The 15,576-nt window shown below is 71.3% G+C and carries 15 protein-coding genes; 7 read left to right on the forward strand and 8 right to left on the reverse strand.

From position 1 onward, the window contains the following. Positions 1-21: 21 nt before the first annotated feature. Both glp and galU read right to left on the reverse strand, forming a co-directional pair. Complete coding sequence (glp, locus tag AB0D94_RS27105) at positions 22-1,383, reverse strand: gephyrin-like molybdotransferase Glp (RefSeq protein ID WP_362056496.1); 1,362 nt, start codon at positions 1,381-1,383, stop codon at positions 22-24. 4 nt (positions 1,384-1,387) lie between these two features. Beyond that, positions 1,388-2,290 (reverse strand): UTP--glucose-1-phosphate uridylyltransferase GalU, encoded by a 903-nt coding sequence (gene galU / locus AB0D94_RS27110; RefSeq protein WP_362056498.1) that lies wholly within the window; start codon positions 2,288-2,290, stop codon positions 1,388-1,390. Positions 2,291-2,425: 135 nt separating this feature from the next. On the opposite strand from galU, the gene AB0D94_RS27115 reads away from it, so the two are divergent. Beyond that, the gene (locus AB0D94_RS27115) at positions 2,426-3,001 is read left to right on the forward strand and encodes a 5-formyltetrahydrofolate cyclo-ligase (RefSeq protein WP_362056561.1); all 576 of its coding nucleotides are present in this window, start codon (positions 2,426-2,428) and stop codon (positions 2,999-3,001) included. Here AB0D94_RS27115 and AB0D94_RS27120 read toward each other — a convergent pair. Next, the gene (locus AB0D94_RS27120) at positions 2,996-5,845 is read right to left on the reverse strand and encodes a penicillin acylase family protein (protein WP_362056500.1); all 2,850 of its coding nucleotides are present in this window, start codon (positions 5,843-5,845) and stop codon (positions 2,996-2,998) included. The genes AB0D94_RS27115 and AB0D94_RS27120 overlap by 6 nt on opposite strands. A gap of 234 nt (positions 5,846-6,079) precedes the next feature. Between AB0D94_RS27120 and AB0D94_RS27125 the strand changes: the two genes are divergently transcribed. From AB0D94_RS27125 to mscL, 6 genes are all read left to right on the forward strand, one after another. After that, positions 6,080-7,582 (forward strand): potassium/proton antiporter, encoded by a 1,503-nt coding sequence (locus tag AB0D94_RS27125; protein ID WP_362056563.1) that lies wholly within the window; start codon positions 6,080-6,082, stop codon positions 7,580-7,582. 408 nt (positions 7,583-7,990) lie between these two features. Next, the gene (locus AB0D94_RS27130; protein WP_362056502.1) at positions 7,991-9,361 is read left to right on the forward strand and encodes an MFS transporter; all 1,371 of its coding nucleotides are present in this window, start codon (positions 7,991-7,993) and stop codon (positions 9,359-9,361) included. Between the two features lie 67 nt (positions 9,362-9,428). After that, a complete protein-coding gene (locus AB0D94_RS27135) occupies positions 9,429-9,740 on the forward strand; it encodes an FmdB family zinc ribbon protein (protein ID WP_362056504.1) in 312 nt (103 codons plus the stop codon). 74 nt (positions 9,741-9,814) lie between these two features. Next, on the forward strand, positions 9,815-10,648 hold the full coding sequence (locus AB0D94_RS27140) for an S-methyl-5'-thioadenosine phosphorylase (protein WP_362056506.1): 834 nt from the start codon (positions 9,815-9,817) through the stop codon (positions 10,646-10,648). A 423-nt stretch (positions 10,649-11,071) separates the two neighbouring features. Next, positions 11,072-11,578, forward strand: coding sequence for a hypothetical protein (locus AB0D94_RS27145; RefSeq protein WP_362056507.1), 507 nt, complete (start codon positions 11,072-11,074; stop codon positions 11,576-11,578). A gap of 123 nt (positions 11,579-11,701) precedes the next feature. After that, a complete protein-coding gene (mscL, locus tag AB0D94_RS27150) occupies positions 11,702-12,202 on the forward strand; it encodes a large conductance mechanosensitive channel protein MscL (protein WP_362056509.1) in 501 nt (166 codons plus the stop codon). A 55-nt stretch (positions 12,203-12,257) separates the two neighbouring features. Here the strand turns inward: mscL and AB0D94_RS27155 are convergent, their stop codons facing one another. From AB0D94_RS27155 to AB0D94_RS27175, 5 genes are read right to left on the reverse strand one after another with little or no spacing between them, the layout of a single operon-like run. Further along, positions 12,258-12,482, reverse strand: coding sequence for a hypothetical protein (locus tag AB0D94_RS27155; protein WP_362056511.1), 225 nt, complete (start codon positions 12,480-12,482; stop codon positions 12,258-12,260). Between the two features lie 37 nt (positions 12,483-12,519). Continuing rightward, positions 12,520-13,947, reverse strand: a complete 1,428-nt coding sequence (locus AB0D94_RS27160; RefSeq protein WP_362056513.1) for a NarK family nitrate/nitrite MFS transporter — start codon at positions 13,945-13,947, stop codon at positions 12,520-12,522. Positions 13,948-13,949: 2 nt separating this feature from the next. Then, positions 13,950-14,318, reverse strand: a complete 369-nt coding sequence (locus AB0D94_RS27165; RefSeq protein WP_362056515.1) for a hypothetical protein — start codon at positions 14,316-14,318, stop codon at positions 13,950-13,952. Beyond that, on the reverse strand, positions 14,315-14,977 hold the full coding sequence (locus tag AB0D94_RS27170) for a Rieske (2Fe-2S) protein (protein WP_362056517.1): 663 nt from the start codon (positions 14,975-14,977) through the stop codon (positions 14,315-14,317). Before AB0D94_RS27170 ends, AB0D94_RS27165 begins: the two co-directional genes overlap by 4 nt. Continuing rightward, positions 14,974-15,573, reverse strand: a complete 600-nt coding sequence (locus tag AB0D94_RS27175) for a 4Fe-4S dicluster domain-containing protein (protein WP_362056519.1) — start codon at positions 15,571-15,573, stop codon at positions 14,974-14,976. Before AB0D94_RS27175 ends, AB0D94_RS27170 begins: the two co-directional genes overlap by 4 nt. Between the last annotated feature and the right edge of the window lie 3 nt (positions 15,574-15,576).

Consider the following 15,576-nt stretch of genomic DNA (forward strand, 5'->3'; position numbering starts at 1 on the left):
GCTACCCGCACCGGCGGGACTTCAGCCGAGCAGGATCACTTCCAGCTCGGCCCCGGGCTCCGCCGAGGTGACGTCCTCCGGGACGACGATGAGGGAGTCGGCGTGGGCCAGTGCGGCGATCAGGTGCGAGCCCGATCCGCCGACCGGGCTGACCGTGCCGCTCTGCGCGTCGTACGCGCCGCGCAGGAACTGGCGGCGGCCGGCCGGGGAGCCGATCGCCTTGTCGGCCTTCAGCACCGCCCGGACGCTCGGCCGGCTGACCTCGGACTCCGGCAGGCCCATGAGCGCCCGGATCGCGGGGCGCACGAACAGCTCGAAGGAGACGTAGGAGGAGACCGGGTTGCCGGGCAGTGCCAGCAGCGGGGTGTGGTCCGGGCCGATGGAGCCAAAGCCCTGCGGCTTGCCGGGCTGCATGGCGAGCTTGCGGAAGTCGATCCCGCCGCCGTCGATGTCCCGGCCGTCCTCCCCACCGGTGGCCACGGCGGTCAGCGCCTCCTTGACCACGTCGTAGGCACCGACGCTGACTCCGCCCGTGGTGACGAGCAGGTCGGCGCGGATCAGCTGGTCCTCGATGGTGGCGCGCAGGGTGTCGGCGTCGTCGGCGACGGCTCCCACCCGGTAGGCGATGGCCCCGGCGTCGCGCGCGGCCGCGGCCAGCGCGAAGCTGTTGGAGTCGTAGATCGCTCCCGCGGCCAGTGCCTCGCCGGGCTGGACCAGTTCGCTGCCGGTGGACAGGACGACCACGCGCGGGCGGGGCCGCACCCGGACGGTGCCGCGCCCGATGGCGGCCAGCAGGGCGATCTGCGGCGGCCCGAGGACCGTCCCGGCGGCCAGGGCCAGGTCGCCGGCCTGTACGTCGCTGCCGCGCGCGCGGACGTGGGCGCGGGCCTCGGCGGCGCGGTGCACCCGTACCTCGCCGCTCGCGTGCTCGGGGGCGGCGCTGGCCGGGATCATCCCGGAGGCGGCGCCGCCGCCGGTCCCGCCGTCGGTCCACTCGACCGGTACGACCGCTTCCGCACCGGGCGGCAGCGGGGCACCGGTCATGATGCGCGCGGCCTGGCCGGGGCCCACGGTGGGCAGCTCGCCGCTGCCCGCCGCGACGTCCCCGATGACCGTCAGCACCGCGGGGAACTCCTCGCTCGCGCCCTGGACGTCGGCCGTACGGACGGCGTAGCCGTCCATGGAGCTGTTGTCGAAGGGCGGCAGGGCCACGGGCACCGTGACGTCCTCGACCAGGACGCAGCCCTGGGCGTCCAGCAGCTGGAGCTCGATGGGTTCCAGCGGCCGGACGGCGGCGAGGACGTCCGCGAGGTGCTCGTCCACCGACCACAGACGCTGCTCGCCCTGGTGCCGGCCGGTGTCCTGCGGTGCGGAACTGCTCAAGGTGCTACATCTCCTCCGTGACGTAACGGTGAAGCCAGGTGCGGAACTCCGGGCCCAGGTCCTCACGCTCGCACGCGAGGCGGACGATGGCCCGCAGGTAGTCGCCGCGGTCGCCGGTGTCGTAGCGGCGGCCCCGGAAGACCACTCCGTGCACCGGACCGCCGATGGTCTCGTCGGCGGCCAGCTTCTGCAGGGCGTCGGTGAGCTGGATCTCCCCACCGCGGCCCGGCTCGGTCTCCCGCAGTATGTCGAAGATCGCGGGGTTGAGGACATAGCGTCCGATGACCGCGTAGTTGCTGGGGGCGTCCGCCGCGTCCGGCTTCTCGACGAGTCCGGTGATCCGGACCACGTCGTCCTCGTCGGTGGGCTCCACGGCGGCGCAGCCGTAGAGGTGCACGTTGGCCGGGTCCACCTCCATCAGGGCGATGACGGTGCCGCCGGTGCGGGCGTAGATGTCGGCCATCTGGCGCAGCAGCGGGTCGCGCGGGTCGATGAGGTCGTCCCCGAGCAGGACGGCGAAGGGCTCGCGGCCCACGTGCGGCTCGGCGCAGAGCACGGCGTGGCCCAGGCCCCGGGGGTCGCCCTGGCGGACGTAGTGCATGGTGGCCAGGTCGCTGGACTCCTGGACCTTCTTGAGCCGGTCGTCGTCGCCCTTGGCGATGAGGGCGGACTCCAGCTCGTAGTTCCGGTCGAAGTGGTCTTCCAGGGCACGCTTGTTACGCCCAGTGATCATGAGCACGTCGTCGAGCCCGGCCCCCACGGCCTCCTCGACCACGTACTGGATGGCCGGCTTGTCCACGACAGGAAGCATTTCCTTCGGGGTCGCCTTGGTCGCCGGGAGGAAGCGAGTGCCGAGGCCCGCGGCCGGAATCACGGCCTTCTTGATCACGGGGTGCAACATAGTCATGCCCCGAACGATAGTGGGTCCTGCCGAACCCCAGGCGAGATCGCAGTAGGTAGGTCCGCTTATGTACCGATTTCCTGAGGATATTTGGATCCCTCTGTGACCGAGAACCCGAACCCCGCTTCCGCCAAGGCCGAGATGCGCCGAGAACTCCTCGCCGCGCGCCGCGCCTTGTCCCCCGAAACCCGCCGCGCGGCCGCCGTCGCCCTCGCCGCCTCGGCCCTCGCGCTGCCCGAACTGGCCGGCGCGCGCACGGTGGCGGCGTACGTCTCCGTCGGCACCGAGCCCGGCACCCGCGAGCTGCTCGACGCCCTGCGCGCGGCCGGCAAGCGCGTGCTCCTCCCCCTGCTGCTGCCCGACAACGACCTCGACTGGGCCGTGTACGAGGGCCCGCGCGGCCTCGCCGAGGCCGCGCACCCGGGGAAGATGCGGCTGTGGGAGCCGACCGGGCCCGCGCTCGGGCCGGACGCGGTGGCCGGGGCGGACGCCGTCCTGCTGCCGGGGCTCGCGGTGGACCGGCGGGGCATGCGGCTCGGGCGGGGCGGGGGCTCGTACGACCGGGTGCTGCAGCGGCTGGAGCGGGCCGGGAGCCAGGCCGCGCTGGTCGTGCTCCTCTACGACGACGAGGTGGTCGCGCGGGTCCCGGAGGAACCGCACGACCACCCCGTCAGCGCGGTGGCCACCCCGTCAGGGGTGCTCCGCTTCAGCTCATGAACCGTCCGGCTTGAGGGTCAGGGTGTCGACCGTCGCCTTGTCGACGGCCTCCTTGCCGAAGGGCCACTCCAGCAGCTCGCCCTTGGCCCACAGCGTCGTCTGGTCCGTGTAATGGGCGTTGTAGGCATGGCCCGAGGCGCCCGTCAGGTTGATCCAGCGGGACTTGTCCAGGTCGTTGAGGTTCACGACCATGCGCATCGAGGGCACCCAGGTGACCCCGTACCCGCTGGCGGCGTTCCAGCCGGTCGCGTTGACGGTGGCCTCGCCGCCGCCCAGGTTCCACGGGCCGCGGTTGAGGAGCCACTGCATGAAGCCGGGGCCCTCGGTGCCGATCGTCTGGTTCTTCAGCGTCAGCTGGTGCAGGCGGCCCCAGCTCCAGGTGGACTGGTCCTTGCCGAGCTTGGCGGTCAGCTCCCAGCGGGCGTCCTTCATGGCCCGCGCGAAGAGCTCGTCGCGGGTGGTGGTGGCCGGCTGGTTGCGGGCCGCGGGCGACTGCCACCAGGCCGACTTCTCGTCCTTGACCAAGCGCCGGACCACCTCGAACCAGCGGTCACCGCCGTCCGGCTGCGCCGAGTCGTCGCCGCGGGTGCCGCATTCGCGGACCAGCTCGGCCAGCTCGTCGGCCGGACCGCTGCTGTCGGCGGGGACGTTCATGCAGCTGCCCTCGACGCGCAGCTCCTTGGGCATCTTGTCGCCGAAGCCCAGCTTGAGGATGTTGCGCCAGACCGCGTTGAAGTAGGCGGCGGCCGCCGAGTCGGGCTCCTGGGTGTAGTTCCAGCCCTCCAGGAGCTTCTGCGCGGAGCGCACGTCCGGGTCGGAGACCTGGATCTTGGCCAGCATCGGCGTCAGCAGCGCGGCGATCTCGCTGCTGTTGTCCATCTGCATGGTGCGCATGTCGTCGGTCGAGATCTTGCCGCTGTCCTTGATCTTCGCCTCGATGAGGTCGTTGATCCGCTGGCTGCGGGCGCCGTAGCCCCAGTCGGTGGTCAGCAGGTGCGGGTACTTGCCCGCGCCGGTCCCGGACTCCACCACGGCCTGGTTGGCGGTGACGATGTAGCCGCGGGCCGGGTTGCTGTCCCAGGGCAGCTCGTTCTGCGGGATGGACTCGATCGAGCCGTCCTTGCCGGTCTTCCAGGCGTACTTGGAGTCCCAGCCGGGCGCCGGCATGCGGCCGTCGCCGGCGCCGCGGACCGGGATGCGGCCCGGGGCCTGGTACCCGATGTTGCCGCCGTTGGGGCCCTTGTTGTCGGCGTAGATCAGGTTCTGCGAGGGGACCTCGAAGTCGGCGGCGGCCTTGCGGAACTCGGTGAAGTCCTTGGCCTTGTTGATCCTGAAGACCGCGTCCATCGACTTGCCCGGCTCCAGGGCCGTCCAGCGCAGGGCGACGGCGTAGCCGTTGCCGCGGTCGGGGGCGGAGCTGGCGACGGGGGCGCGGGAGCCGACCGTGCCGAGCTCGTCGCTGCGGTCGGAGACGAGCGGACCGTTGTTGGTGATGCGGACCTTCATGTTCTTGCTGGCGCCGCCCGCGACCTTGATGACCTCGTCACGGGTGGTGAAGGGGATCACCTTGCCGTCGTAGACGTAGCCGTCGGTCTTGACCTGCTCCAGGTAGAGGTCGGTGACGTCCGCGCCGAGGTTGGTCATGCCCCAGGCGATCTCGGCGTTGTGGCCGATTATCACGCCGGGCATGCCGGAGAAGGTGTAGCCGGCCACGTCGTACTGGCACTGGGCCGAGGCCGTACGGCAGTGCAGGCCCATCTGGTACCAGACCGAGGGCAGCTGCGGGGACAGGTGCGGGTCGTTCGCGAGCAGCGGCTTGCCGGTGGTCGTGTACTTGCCCGAGATGACCCAGGAGTTCGAGCCGATGCCGCTGCCGTTGGGGCCGAGGATCGCGGGGATCTCGTCCAGGGTCTTGGCGAGGGAGGTCAGCTGGGTGCGCAGGCCCAGGGCCGCGCCCTGGGCGGTGGCGTTGTCGGCGAGGCCGGTGGGGGTGGCGGCGGAGCCGCCGTTCGCGGAGGCCTGGGAGCCCGGGGCGGTGCCGCTGCCGGAGCCGGTGCCCGTGCCGGTGGAGCCGCCGGTGGCCTGGGGCGTGTACTTGCCGCCCTCGACCTTGCCGCCCTCGACGATCGGCTTGTTCCGGTCGAAGGGGTACGGCGGGTACAGCTCGTCGATCTGGGCCTGCGTGAGCTTGTTCGACATCAGGGCGCGGTCGATCTCGTCCTGCATGTTGCCGCGCAGGTCCCAGGCCATCGCCTTGAGCCAGGCCACCGAGTCCACCGGCGACCACTGCTCGGGCTGGTAGCCGTCACTGAGCTTGAGGGCGGCGTGCTCGACGGAGAGGTCCTTGCCGGACTTCCCCTTCAGGTACGCGTTGACCCCGTCGGCGTAGGACTGGAGGTTCTTCTTGGTCTCTTCCGAGAGCTTCTTCTCGTACTCGACCTCGGCGACCTGGCGCCAGCCCAGCGTGCGCAGGAAGGCGTCGGTCTCGACCTGGCCGGAGCCGAACATCTCCGAGAGCCGGCCGGAGGTCATGTGACGGCGTACGTCCATTTCCCAGAACCGGTCCTGCGCGTGCACGAATCCCTGCGCGCGGAAGAGATCGGCGTCGCTGTCGGCGTAGAGCTGGGGAATGCCGTTGGCGTCCCGTTTGACGTCGACGGTCCCGGTCAGGCCCGGCACCTTGAGGGAGCCGGTGGTCTGGGGGAACGAGGCGCGCACACCGTTCACGCCCCAGTACGCCCCGTATCCGAGGCCCGCGAAGAGCGCCAGGACCAGTACGAGCACGATCAGACGGGCGCGTCGTCCCTTCTTCTTGGCGGGAGGAGCGGTTTCGTTGGCGGGCATCGCTGTCCTTAGAGGGGCAGGGTGGTCCTGGGAGTGCTGGGAGCAACCATAGGCGCAGGACCCGACTCGTTGATCCGCCAGGGGTGGAGCTGGCGAGGACAGGGCCGAACAGGCGTTTCACAATGTGACTATCGCGTCAAGAAAGCGTCAAAGATTAGGTAAGGTAACGAAGTACTTGCCGAACGCGCCGCCGGAGGAACGATCCGCCCGGCGCATTGAGGAAAGGGCCGCCCGCTGACTGTCCACACGCTCAATGAGCTTCTGCTGGTCTGCTCGCTCGTGCTGCTCGTCGCGGTCGCGGCGGTACGCATCTCTTCACGCAGCGGCCTTCCCAGCCTGCTCATCTACCTCGGCATAGGCATCGCGATAGGCCAGGACGGCATCGGCAACGTCGTATTCGACAACGCCGAGCTGACCCAGGTCATCGGATATGCGGCACTCGTCGTGATCCTCGCCGAGGGTGGTCTGGGCACCAAGTGGAAAGAGATCAAGCCGGCCCTGCCGGCGGCGGTCGTGCTGTCGCTGGTCGGCGTGGCCGTCAGCGTGGGCGTGACGGCGGCGGGCGCGCACTACCTCGTCGGCCTGGAGTGGCGCCAGGCCCTGCTGATCGGCGCGGTCGTCTCCTCGACCGACGCCGCGGCCGTCTTCTCGGTCCTGCGCAAGGTGCCGCTGCCCTCCCGGATCACCGGCGTCCTGGAGGCGGAGTCCGGATTCAACGACGCACCCGTCGTCATCCTCGTCGTCGCCTTCTCCACCGTCGGCCCGGTGGACGAGTGGTACGTCCTGCTCGGCAAGATCGCCCTGGAACTGGCCATCGGCGCCGCGATCGGCCTGACCGTGGGCTTCCTCGGGGCGTACGGCCTGCGGCACGTGGCCCTGCCCGCCTCCGGTCTCTACCCCATCGCCGTCATGGCGATCGCCATCACGGCGTACGCGGCGGGCGCCATGGCGCACGGCTCCGGCTTCCTCGCCGTCTACCTGGCGGCCATGGTGCTCGGCAACGCGAAGCTGCCGCACTGGCCCGCCACCCGCGGTTTCGCCGACGGGCTCGGCTGGATCGCCCAGATCGGCATGTTCGTCCTGCTCGGCCTGCTGGTCACCCCGCACGAGCTGGTCCACGACTTCTGGCCCGCCGTGGTGATCGGGCTGGTGCTCACCATGGTGGCGCGGCCGCTGGAGGTCTTCGTCAGCCTGCTGCCCTTCCGGGTCCCCTGGCGGGAGCAGGCCCTGATGTCGTGGGCCGGTCTGCGCGGCGCCGTCCCCATCATCCTGGCGACCATCCCGATGGTGTCCGGGATCGAGGGCAGCGACCGCGTCTTCAACATCGTCTTCGTGCTGGTCGTCGTCTACACCCTGGTGCAGGGGCCGACCCTGCCGTGGCTGGCGCGCAAGCTGGAGCTCGGGGACTCCCAGGAGGCCGCCGACCTCGGCATCGAGTCGGCGCCGCTGGAGAAGCTGCGCGGACACCTGCTGTCCTTCGCGATCCCGCCGGCCTCGCGCATGCACGGCGTCGAGGTGAGCGAGCTGCGGCTGCCGGCCGGGGCCTCGGTGACGCTGGTGGTCCGGGACGGGAAGAGCTTCGTACCCATGCCCTCGACCGTGCTGCGGCGCGGGGACGAGCTGCTGGTGGTGGCCACGGATCCGGTACGGGACGCGGCGGAGGCACGGCTGCGGGCGGTGGCCCGGGGCGGCAAGCTGGCGGGCTGGCTCGGCACGGGGAACGGGACCGCGCATTAGGTGCCGTGCCGTAGGGACCGCGCTTCAGGGACCGCGAGTTAGAGCGGCGTTCTAATTCGGCATTTTCGGTGGAGTCTGCCTGGATATGCCCCGATTTCAGCGAGCCTGGAATGCGAAGTTCCAGTTAATCGCAGGTGAAGAGACTGCTTGTCACCGTAATCACAGGGCGTGGTAGTGGCTTCCCCTGTATGATTAAGGCACACCAGATCGAACCAACTCTGCCTGACGCAGAGCTGGCGCGACCGCAAAGCGGCCGTGGCACCCTCCCGCAGTGGGCGCCCAGGTATCACTCGGTTCTGCGCAAGAGGACAGCTCTCGGGGCTCCCACATGTACGGGTGCGGTCGCTCACAAGGCGGCGCACCGTCCGCAGACGGGGACGCTCTACCAGGCAGCGGAAAGGCCAGGCCGTGACATCCGCGGTCACGACCGACAAGTCCGCCCGCCCCGGCTACGGGCAGCTCCTGCGTACGCCCGGCGCCCTCAGCTTCCTGCTCCCCGGCTTCGCCGCCCGCCAGCCCTTCGCGATGCTGACGATCAGCATCGTGCTGCTGGTGCAGCACACCACCGGATCCTTCGGCAGCGCCGGCATCGTCGCCGCCGTCACCGGCGTCTCCATGGCCGTGTTCGCCCCGCAGATGGGCAAGCTGGCCGACCGGATCGGCCAGAGCCGCGTCCTGGTGCCGGTCGTCCTCGCGCACGCCGCCGCCGTCAGCGCCCTGACCGCGCTCGCCCTGCTGGGCGCGCCGCTGTGGGCCCTCGCGCTGGCCGCCGTCCCCGCCGGCGCCTCCGTCCCGCAGGTCGGACCCATGGTCCGGTCCCGCTGGGCCGCCAAGCTGGAGGGCTCCCCGCTGCTGCCGACCGCGGCCGCGTTCGAGTCCGTCACCGACGAGTTCACCTTCGTGGTAGGCCCGGTGCTGGCCACCTTCCTGTGCACCGCGATCCACCCCTCCGCGGGCCTGATCACCGAGGCGACCCTGACGATCGTCGGCGGTCTGCTCTTCGCCGCCCAGCGCGGCACCCAGCCCAAGCCTGTCGCCCCCGCCGCCGACGGTGAGAAGCACGCCTCCGCCCTGTCCTTCCCGGGCCTGCGCGTCCTGATCGTCGCCTTCATCGGCATCGGCGCCGTCTTCGGCGGCATGCAGGTCTCGCTCGCCGCCTTCTCCGAGGAGATCGGCAACCCCGGGGCCAACGGCCTCCTGTACGGCGTCTTCGCGGCCGGCAACATGGTCGCCGGCATCGCCATGGGCACCATCGCCTGGAAGATCGGCCCCCGCCGCCGCCTGCTGCTCGGCTACGTCGGCCTGACCGCCGCCGCCTCGCTCCTGTGGGCCGCGCACTCCGCGATCCTGCTGGGCGCGCTCGGCCTGGTCGTCGGCCTGTGCATCGCCCCGGCGCTGATCACCGGCTACACGATGATCGAGCAGCTGGTCCCGGCAGCCTCGCGGACCGAGGCCTTCACCTGGCTCACCGGAGCGGTCGCCTTCGGGCAGGCCGGCGCCGTGACCGTGGCCGGCCGCCTGACGGACGCCCACGGGTCCTCGTACGGGTTCCTGGTGCCCCTGGTGGCCACCGCGCTGGCGCTGGTCACCCTGGTGGCGCTGCGCTCGAAGCTGGCGCCGAAGACCCCGAGCCGGATCGTCGGCGCCTCGGGGCAGGCGACCCGGCCCGCCGCCGCGCAGAGCACGCCGCACAGCGCGCCGCAGAGCACGCCGGAGACTGCCCAGAAGCGGGTGGACGAGCGTGGGATCGGTCACCGCGTGCCGGTGACGGTGGACTGATCGGCCGGAATACGTCACCATGGAGCGTCGTTAGCACTCATTGAGTCAGAGTGCCAGGAGGAAATTCGTGCCGACCTACCAGTACCAGTGCACCGAGTGCGGTGAGGGCCTTGAGGCCGTGCAGAAGTTCACCGATGACGCACTGACCGTGTGCCCGAACTGCGACGGACGCCTGAAGAAGGTGTTCTCCGCCGTGGGCATCGTCTTCAAGGGCTCCGGCTTCTACCGGAACGACAGCCGCGGTGCTTCGTCGAGCAGCACGCCTGCCTCGAAGCCGTCGTCCTCGACGACCTCGACCGCTGCCGCCGCTCCCGCCGCGTCGTCCTCGTCCTCCTCGACCTCGTCGAGCACGAGCAGCAGCTCCACCTCGGCCGCCTGACCGCTTTTTTCGCGAGGCCCCGCCCGCCCCTCCCGGGCAGCGGGGCCTCTCGCATGCCCGGTTAGGGTGGCGGCATGGCGAACGCAGAGATCGGTGTCATCGGCGGCTCGGGCTTCTACTCCTTCCTGGAGGACGTCTCCGAGGTCCAGGTGGAGACCCCGTACGGGCCCCCGAGCGACTCCCTGTACATGGGCGAACTGGCCGGCCGCCAGGTCGCGTTCCTGCCCCGGCACGGGCGCAGCCACACCGTCCCGCCGCACAAGATCAATTACCGGGCCAACCTGTGGGCCCTGCGCTCGGTCGGCGTGCGCCAGGTGCTCGGCCCCTGCGCGGTCGGCGGCCTGCGGGCCGAGTACGGTCCGGGCACGCTGCTCGTTCCCGACCAGCTGGTGGACCGTACGAAGTCCCGGGCGCAGACGTACTTCGACGGCGAGCCGCTGCCCGACGGAAGCATCCCGAACGTCGTGCACACCACCTTCGCCGACCCGTACTGCCCGGTGGGGCGGTCGGTGGCCCTGGCGGCGGCCCGGGGGCGGGAGTGGGAGCCGGTCGACGGCGGCACCATGGTCGTCATCGAGGGGCCGCGCTTCTCGACGCGCGCCGAGTCGCGGTGGCATGCCGCGGCGGGGTGGTCGGTGGTGGGCATGACGGGCCACCCGGAGGCGGTGCTCGCCCGTGAGCTGGGCCTCTGCTACACCTCGATGGCGCTGGTGACGGACCTGGACGCCGGTGCGGAGACCGGTGAGGGCGTGTCCCACACGGAGGTCCTGAAGGTGTTCGGCGAGAACGTCGGCCGCCTGCGCGAGGTGCTCTTCGACGCGGTGGCGGCGCTTCCGTCGACGGAGTCCCGCGCCTGCCTGTGCACGCACGCGCACGACGGCTGGGACCTGGGCATCGAGCTGCCGTAGCTCTGCCTCGCCGATCATGCCGGGCCCGGGGCGGCCGGTGCCGCGCCGGGCTGGTCCGGCCTGATCGACGAGACACCCCTGGCTCCGCCGGGCTCCGCCGCTCGTGCGGGTGACGGGGTTTTCCACAAGCTGGGGATCGTCCACAGGCTCGGGCGGGGCCGGGCGGGAGGGCGGATCGTGAGGGGTGTCCGGGCGCTGGGTCCGGGCACGGCACTCATCGGCTTGGCGGTGGTCCTCATGTCCCGTACTCCTGCGACCTGTTCGGCGTCCCCGGCTCCTTCCCGCGCCGGTTCGCACACTTCCGCGGCTTCCGGGGCCTCGGCCCGGGCTTCTGCCCACGCGCCTTCGCGGGGCGCTCCCGCTCCTGCCCGAACCTCTCCCTCTGCCTCCTTCGCTCCCTCCGCTCCTTCCACTCCCTCCGCAGTGGCTCCGGCGGCAGCCCCGGCGGGCTGTTCTCCGTGCGCCCCCGCACGGCCCGTCCCCCCGTTCCCCCCGCTGCGCGTGGGGCGGGGCGGGGGCCGGCTGCGCCGGGCCGTGCGACGGCGCCGGCGGGCCGTCTCGGCCGGGCTGGCCGTCGTAGCGGCGGCGCTCGCCGTGGGCGGGACGGAGGCTCAGGCTTCGCGGGGCGCCGCACCGCCCGTGGTGGAGCAGCCCGCCGCGGTGGTGCGGATGGTGTCCGCGCCGGTGCGCATCGCGGACGCGGGGACGGTGCGGCTGCTGCGGCCCGGCGACCGGGTCGACGTGGTCGCGGCGGAGCGCGCCGGGCCGCCCCGGGTGGTGGCCTCGGGGGCCCGGGTCGCCGAAGTCCCCGCTGCGGAGCAGGGTGTCGGGGACGGCGGGGCGCTGGTGGTGCTGGCCGTGGACCGGGACACCGCGCGGGAACTCGTGGGGGCGGGTGCCGTGACTCGGCTGGCGGTGACGTTGTGCTGAATCGTACGGACGGCCGGTCAAGTCGCCTTCGGGTGGGCGCCGATTGGACACGCCGCGCCCGGACTGCCGTAGCTTTCGGAACCGTTGGCTCCGTGTTCGGCAGATACGAAGAAAGGCTCAGTGGTGAGCGAGAAGAAGAAGGAGAGCGTCCTGGCGGGCTTCAAGGCCTTCCTGATGCGCGGCAACGTGGTCGACCTGGCGGTCGCCGTTGTGATCGGCGCGGCGTTCACGAACATCGTGAACTCCATCGTCAAGGGGATCATCGGACCGCTGGTGGGCGCCATCGGGACGAAGAACCTCGACGTCTACAAGTCGTGCCTCAAGGACCCGTGCGGCCTCGACGCGAGCGGTCAGCCGACGGGTGTCGAGATCCTCTGGGGCTCGGTGCTCAACGCGACCCTCACCTTCGTGATCACCGCGGCGGTGGTGTACTTCCTGATGGTGCTGCCGATGGCGAAGTACCTCGCCAAGGTGGAGGCCCGCCGCAGGGCCAAGGAAGGCGTCCAGGAGACCATGGAGATCACCGAGCTGGAGGTCCTCAAGGAGATCCGGGACGCGCTGGTGGCCCAGCGTGGCGCCCAGGGCGGCGGCGACGGCCCGACGGGTCAGCGCGACGCGCTCTAGGTCCGCGACGCGCTGGAGGTCCTGGCCGGTCGGCGCCGAGCACCGCGGCGTCCGGTCAGATGTGGTGCGGGGGCTTCTCGTCGAGGAAGCGGGCCAGGTCGGCCGCGCTTCCGCCGGCGGGCGGCCGCTCGCCCCAGCCGCGGTCGGTGTCGTCCGAGGACTGCTGGTCCAGCGGGTCGTCGAAGACCAGCTTGGGCCTGGGCCGGGGCTTCCCGGTCCCGTGCGCGGGGCGGTCGCCGCTCGGCGCGGGCTGCGGGTCGGAGGCGGGGGCGGTGCTCATGCCTCCAGGGTACGGCCGCCCCCGCGGGGGACCAGGTTCAGCTGGGGGCCTCGGCGCCCTTGCGGGCGTAGAACCACCAGCACACCGCCAGGCACGTGGCGTAGAAGCCGATGAACAGCCACATCGCGTGGGTGACCGCCATGGCGGCGAACATCGCCGGGATGAAGAAGAAGCCGTAGGCGGCGATGGCCGAGGAGAAGCCTGTGACGGCGCCCGCCTCCATCTCCGACTGCTTCAGGGCCGCGGCCTGCGCCTCGGGGCCCTTGCCCTCGGCCTCCCGCATGTGCTGCTCCCGGAAGATCACCGGGATCTGCCGGAAGGTCGAGCCGTTGCCGAGGCCGGAGAAGGCGAAGGCCGCCAGGAAGCCGATGAAGAAGGTCCAGAAGCTGCCCTGGTCGCCCGGGTGCGGCAGCGCGAAGATCACCACCACCAGGGAGGCCGCCATGCCGACGAAGGACAGCATGGTGACCCTGGCGCCGCCCATCTTGTCGGAGAGCCAGCCGCCGCCCCAGCGCATGAGCGCGCCGACGAACGGCCCGAGCCACGCATAGGTGGTGGCCTGGTAGCCCTGCGCCTCGAAGTTGTTCTTGATCAGCAGCGGCAGGCCGGCGGCGAAGCCGATGAAGGAGCCGAAGGTGCCGACGTAGAGCCAGGTCATCAGCCAGTTGTGCTTGCGCTTGAAGATGATCTTCTGCTGGCTGAAGGGGGCCGCGGCCACCCGCAGGTCGTTCATCAGGAACCAGGCCAGGAGCGCCATCACGACCAGCAGCGGCACCCACAGGAAGGCGCCGTTCTGCAGCCAGATGTCGGTGTTCTCCTTCGCGTCGTGCTGCGGGCCGCCCGCCGGGGCACCCAGTACGGCCGCGGTGACCACCAGCGGGGCGACCAGCTGGACCACGCTCACGCCGAGGTTGCCGAGGCCGCCGTTGAGCCCGTTGGCGCTGCCCTTCTCCCGTTTGGGGAAGAAGAAGCCGATGTTGGCCATCGACGAGGCGAAGTTGGCGCCGCCGATGCCGCAGACGGCCGCGATCAGGACCAGTTCCCAGTACGGGGTGCCGGTGTCCTGGAGCGCGAAGCCCAGCCACAGCATGGGCGCGACCAGGATGAGCGTGCTGAAGGCGGTGAACTTGCGCTCGCCGAAGTTGGGCCCGATGAAGGTGTACAGGATCCGGAAGGTGCCGCCGGTGATACCTGGGACGGCCGTCAGCCAGAACAGCTGCGACGCCGAGAAGGCGAAGCCGACGTCGTTCAGCTTGACCACGGTGACCGACCAGACCTGCCACACCACGAAGCCGAGCATCAGCGCCGGGATCGAGACCCAGAGGTTGCGCTGGGCGACCCTGCGGCCGGTGGACTGCCAGAAGGCTTCGTCCTCGGGCCGCCAGTCGCCGATGGTGGCGCCGGGCTTGTAGGTCTCCGCACGGTGCGAGGGCACCTTGCGCGAAGTGGGCGTGGGTATCGACATGGTCACCGGTCCTTGGGGTCGAGGAGCCATAGCGCGATCACGACGAGGAAGGACAGGACCAGGAATCCCGCCCCCCACCAGGCCGTGCCGGTGTTGCCCTTCATCCACTCGTTGACGGTCACGGTCAGCCCCCAGAGCTGGCCCACGACGACGGTGAGCGCCAGGGCCAGACGGGCGTTGAGCTTCGAGGCCCGCTCCGGTTCCTGCTCGGTGCCGGCGCCCGGGCCGGGGCCCGTGTGCCGGATCCGCGGGTCTCCGTAGCCGCTGGTGGAGCGGATCTGCGGATACCGCTCCCGCACCGGCCTGTTCAGCCGGGGATCGGCGCTGCCGGGGCGGTAGTCGGGGCGGGGAGGCAGCTGCGCGTCGCTCATGTCCGCCTGCTCTCGGTGGCGCGGTCCGCACCGGGACAGCCCAGCTCCCGCGCCATGTCGGGCCGGGAGTCGAGGAACTGCCGGCACAGGGCTTCCCTGGCCGGTTCTCCCGACCGGGCGGTGGCGACGGCCCAGACACTGCCGTCGGGCTGTTCGGTCAGCAAGATCCTGGGGAGCGCCCGCGGCGGCGGCCCCGCGGTCACCTCGCCGGTGCGGGCGTCGAAAACGCCCTCGTGGCAGGGGCAGTACAGCTCCCCGTCGTTGCCCCGGTCCTCGCGCCACAGCACGGCGCAGGCCAGGTGGGTGCAGACGGCGGAGTAGCCGACGAGGGAGCCGTCCGCCAGCCGTACCGCGAGGGCGCGGTCCTCGTCGCCGGGGAAGCGGAAGGCAACGGACTGGCCCGGTTCCAGCGCGTCGGCGACCTTCCGGGTCTCGGGGAGGGTCTCGCTGTCGCCGTGCCGGTGCAGGATGCCGGCGGCCACGCCGACCCCGCCGATGGCCAGGCCGCCGGAGACGGTGGCGACGATCCGCAGGTAGTCGCGGCGGGTGGTGAGGGAGTCGGCGCTGATCCGGTCACGGAGCCGGTCGGCGGCGCCGTCGCCGTCGCCGTCGACCGGATCGGGACCCGGTGCGGGAGCGGGCTGTTCGGTCAGGCTCATCGCACATCCACTCCGTTGATCTCGACGACCGGGAGGCCACCGGGGACGGGCCACTGGACCTTGTCGGCGGGGACGACCATCGCCACGCCGGTGCTGACCACCACGTCGCCGAAGACGAAGGAGTCGGCGACCTGGACGCCGGGCCGCTCGGCCTGGAGCTCTTCGAGGGTTCCGTAGAAGAGGGCACCGGTCGGGCAGACGGTGGCGCACATCGGGGCCAGGCCGTAGGCGGTGCGGTCGTAGCAGAGGTTGCACTTCATCTGGAGCTTCGCCTGGAGGTCGATCTTCGGGACGCCGAAGGGGCAGGCGTTGACGCAGTTGGCGCAGCCGATGCAGCGGGTGGTGTCGGCCTGCTGGACCACCCCGTCGGCGGTCACCAGGATCGCGTCGGCGGGACAGACCTCGGCGCAGGGCGCGACCGGGTCCTCGCAGTGCATGCACACGGTCGGGAGGGAGGCGACGGACATGCCGGGGTCGGTGTAGTCCAGGTGGATCATGGATTTGCCGCGGTGCGAGTCGCATTCGCGGCAGGCGGAGACACAGGCCTGGCAGCCGATGCAGCGCCCCGGGTCGATGAAGATCGTGCGGCCCATCATGGC

The sequence above is a fragment of the Streptomyces sp. NPDC048255 genome, from assembly GCF_040652415.1.
Lineage (GTDB): Bacteria > Actinomycetota > Actinomycetes > Streptomycetales > Streptomycetaceae > Streptomyces.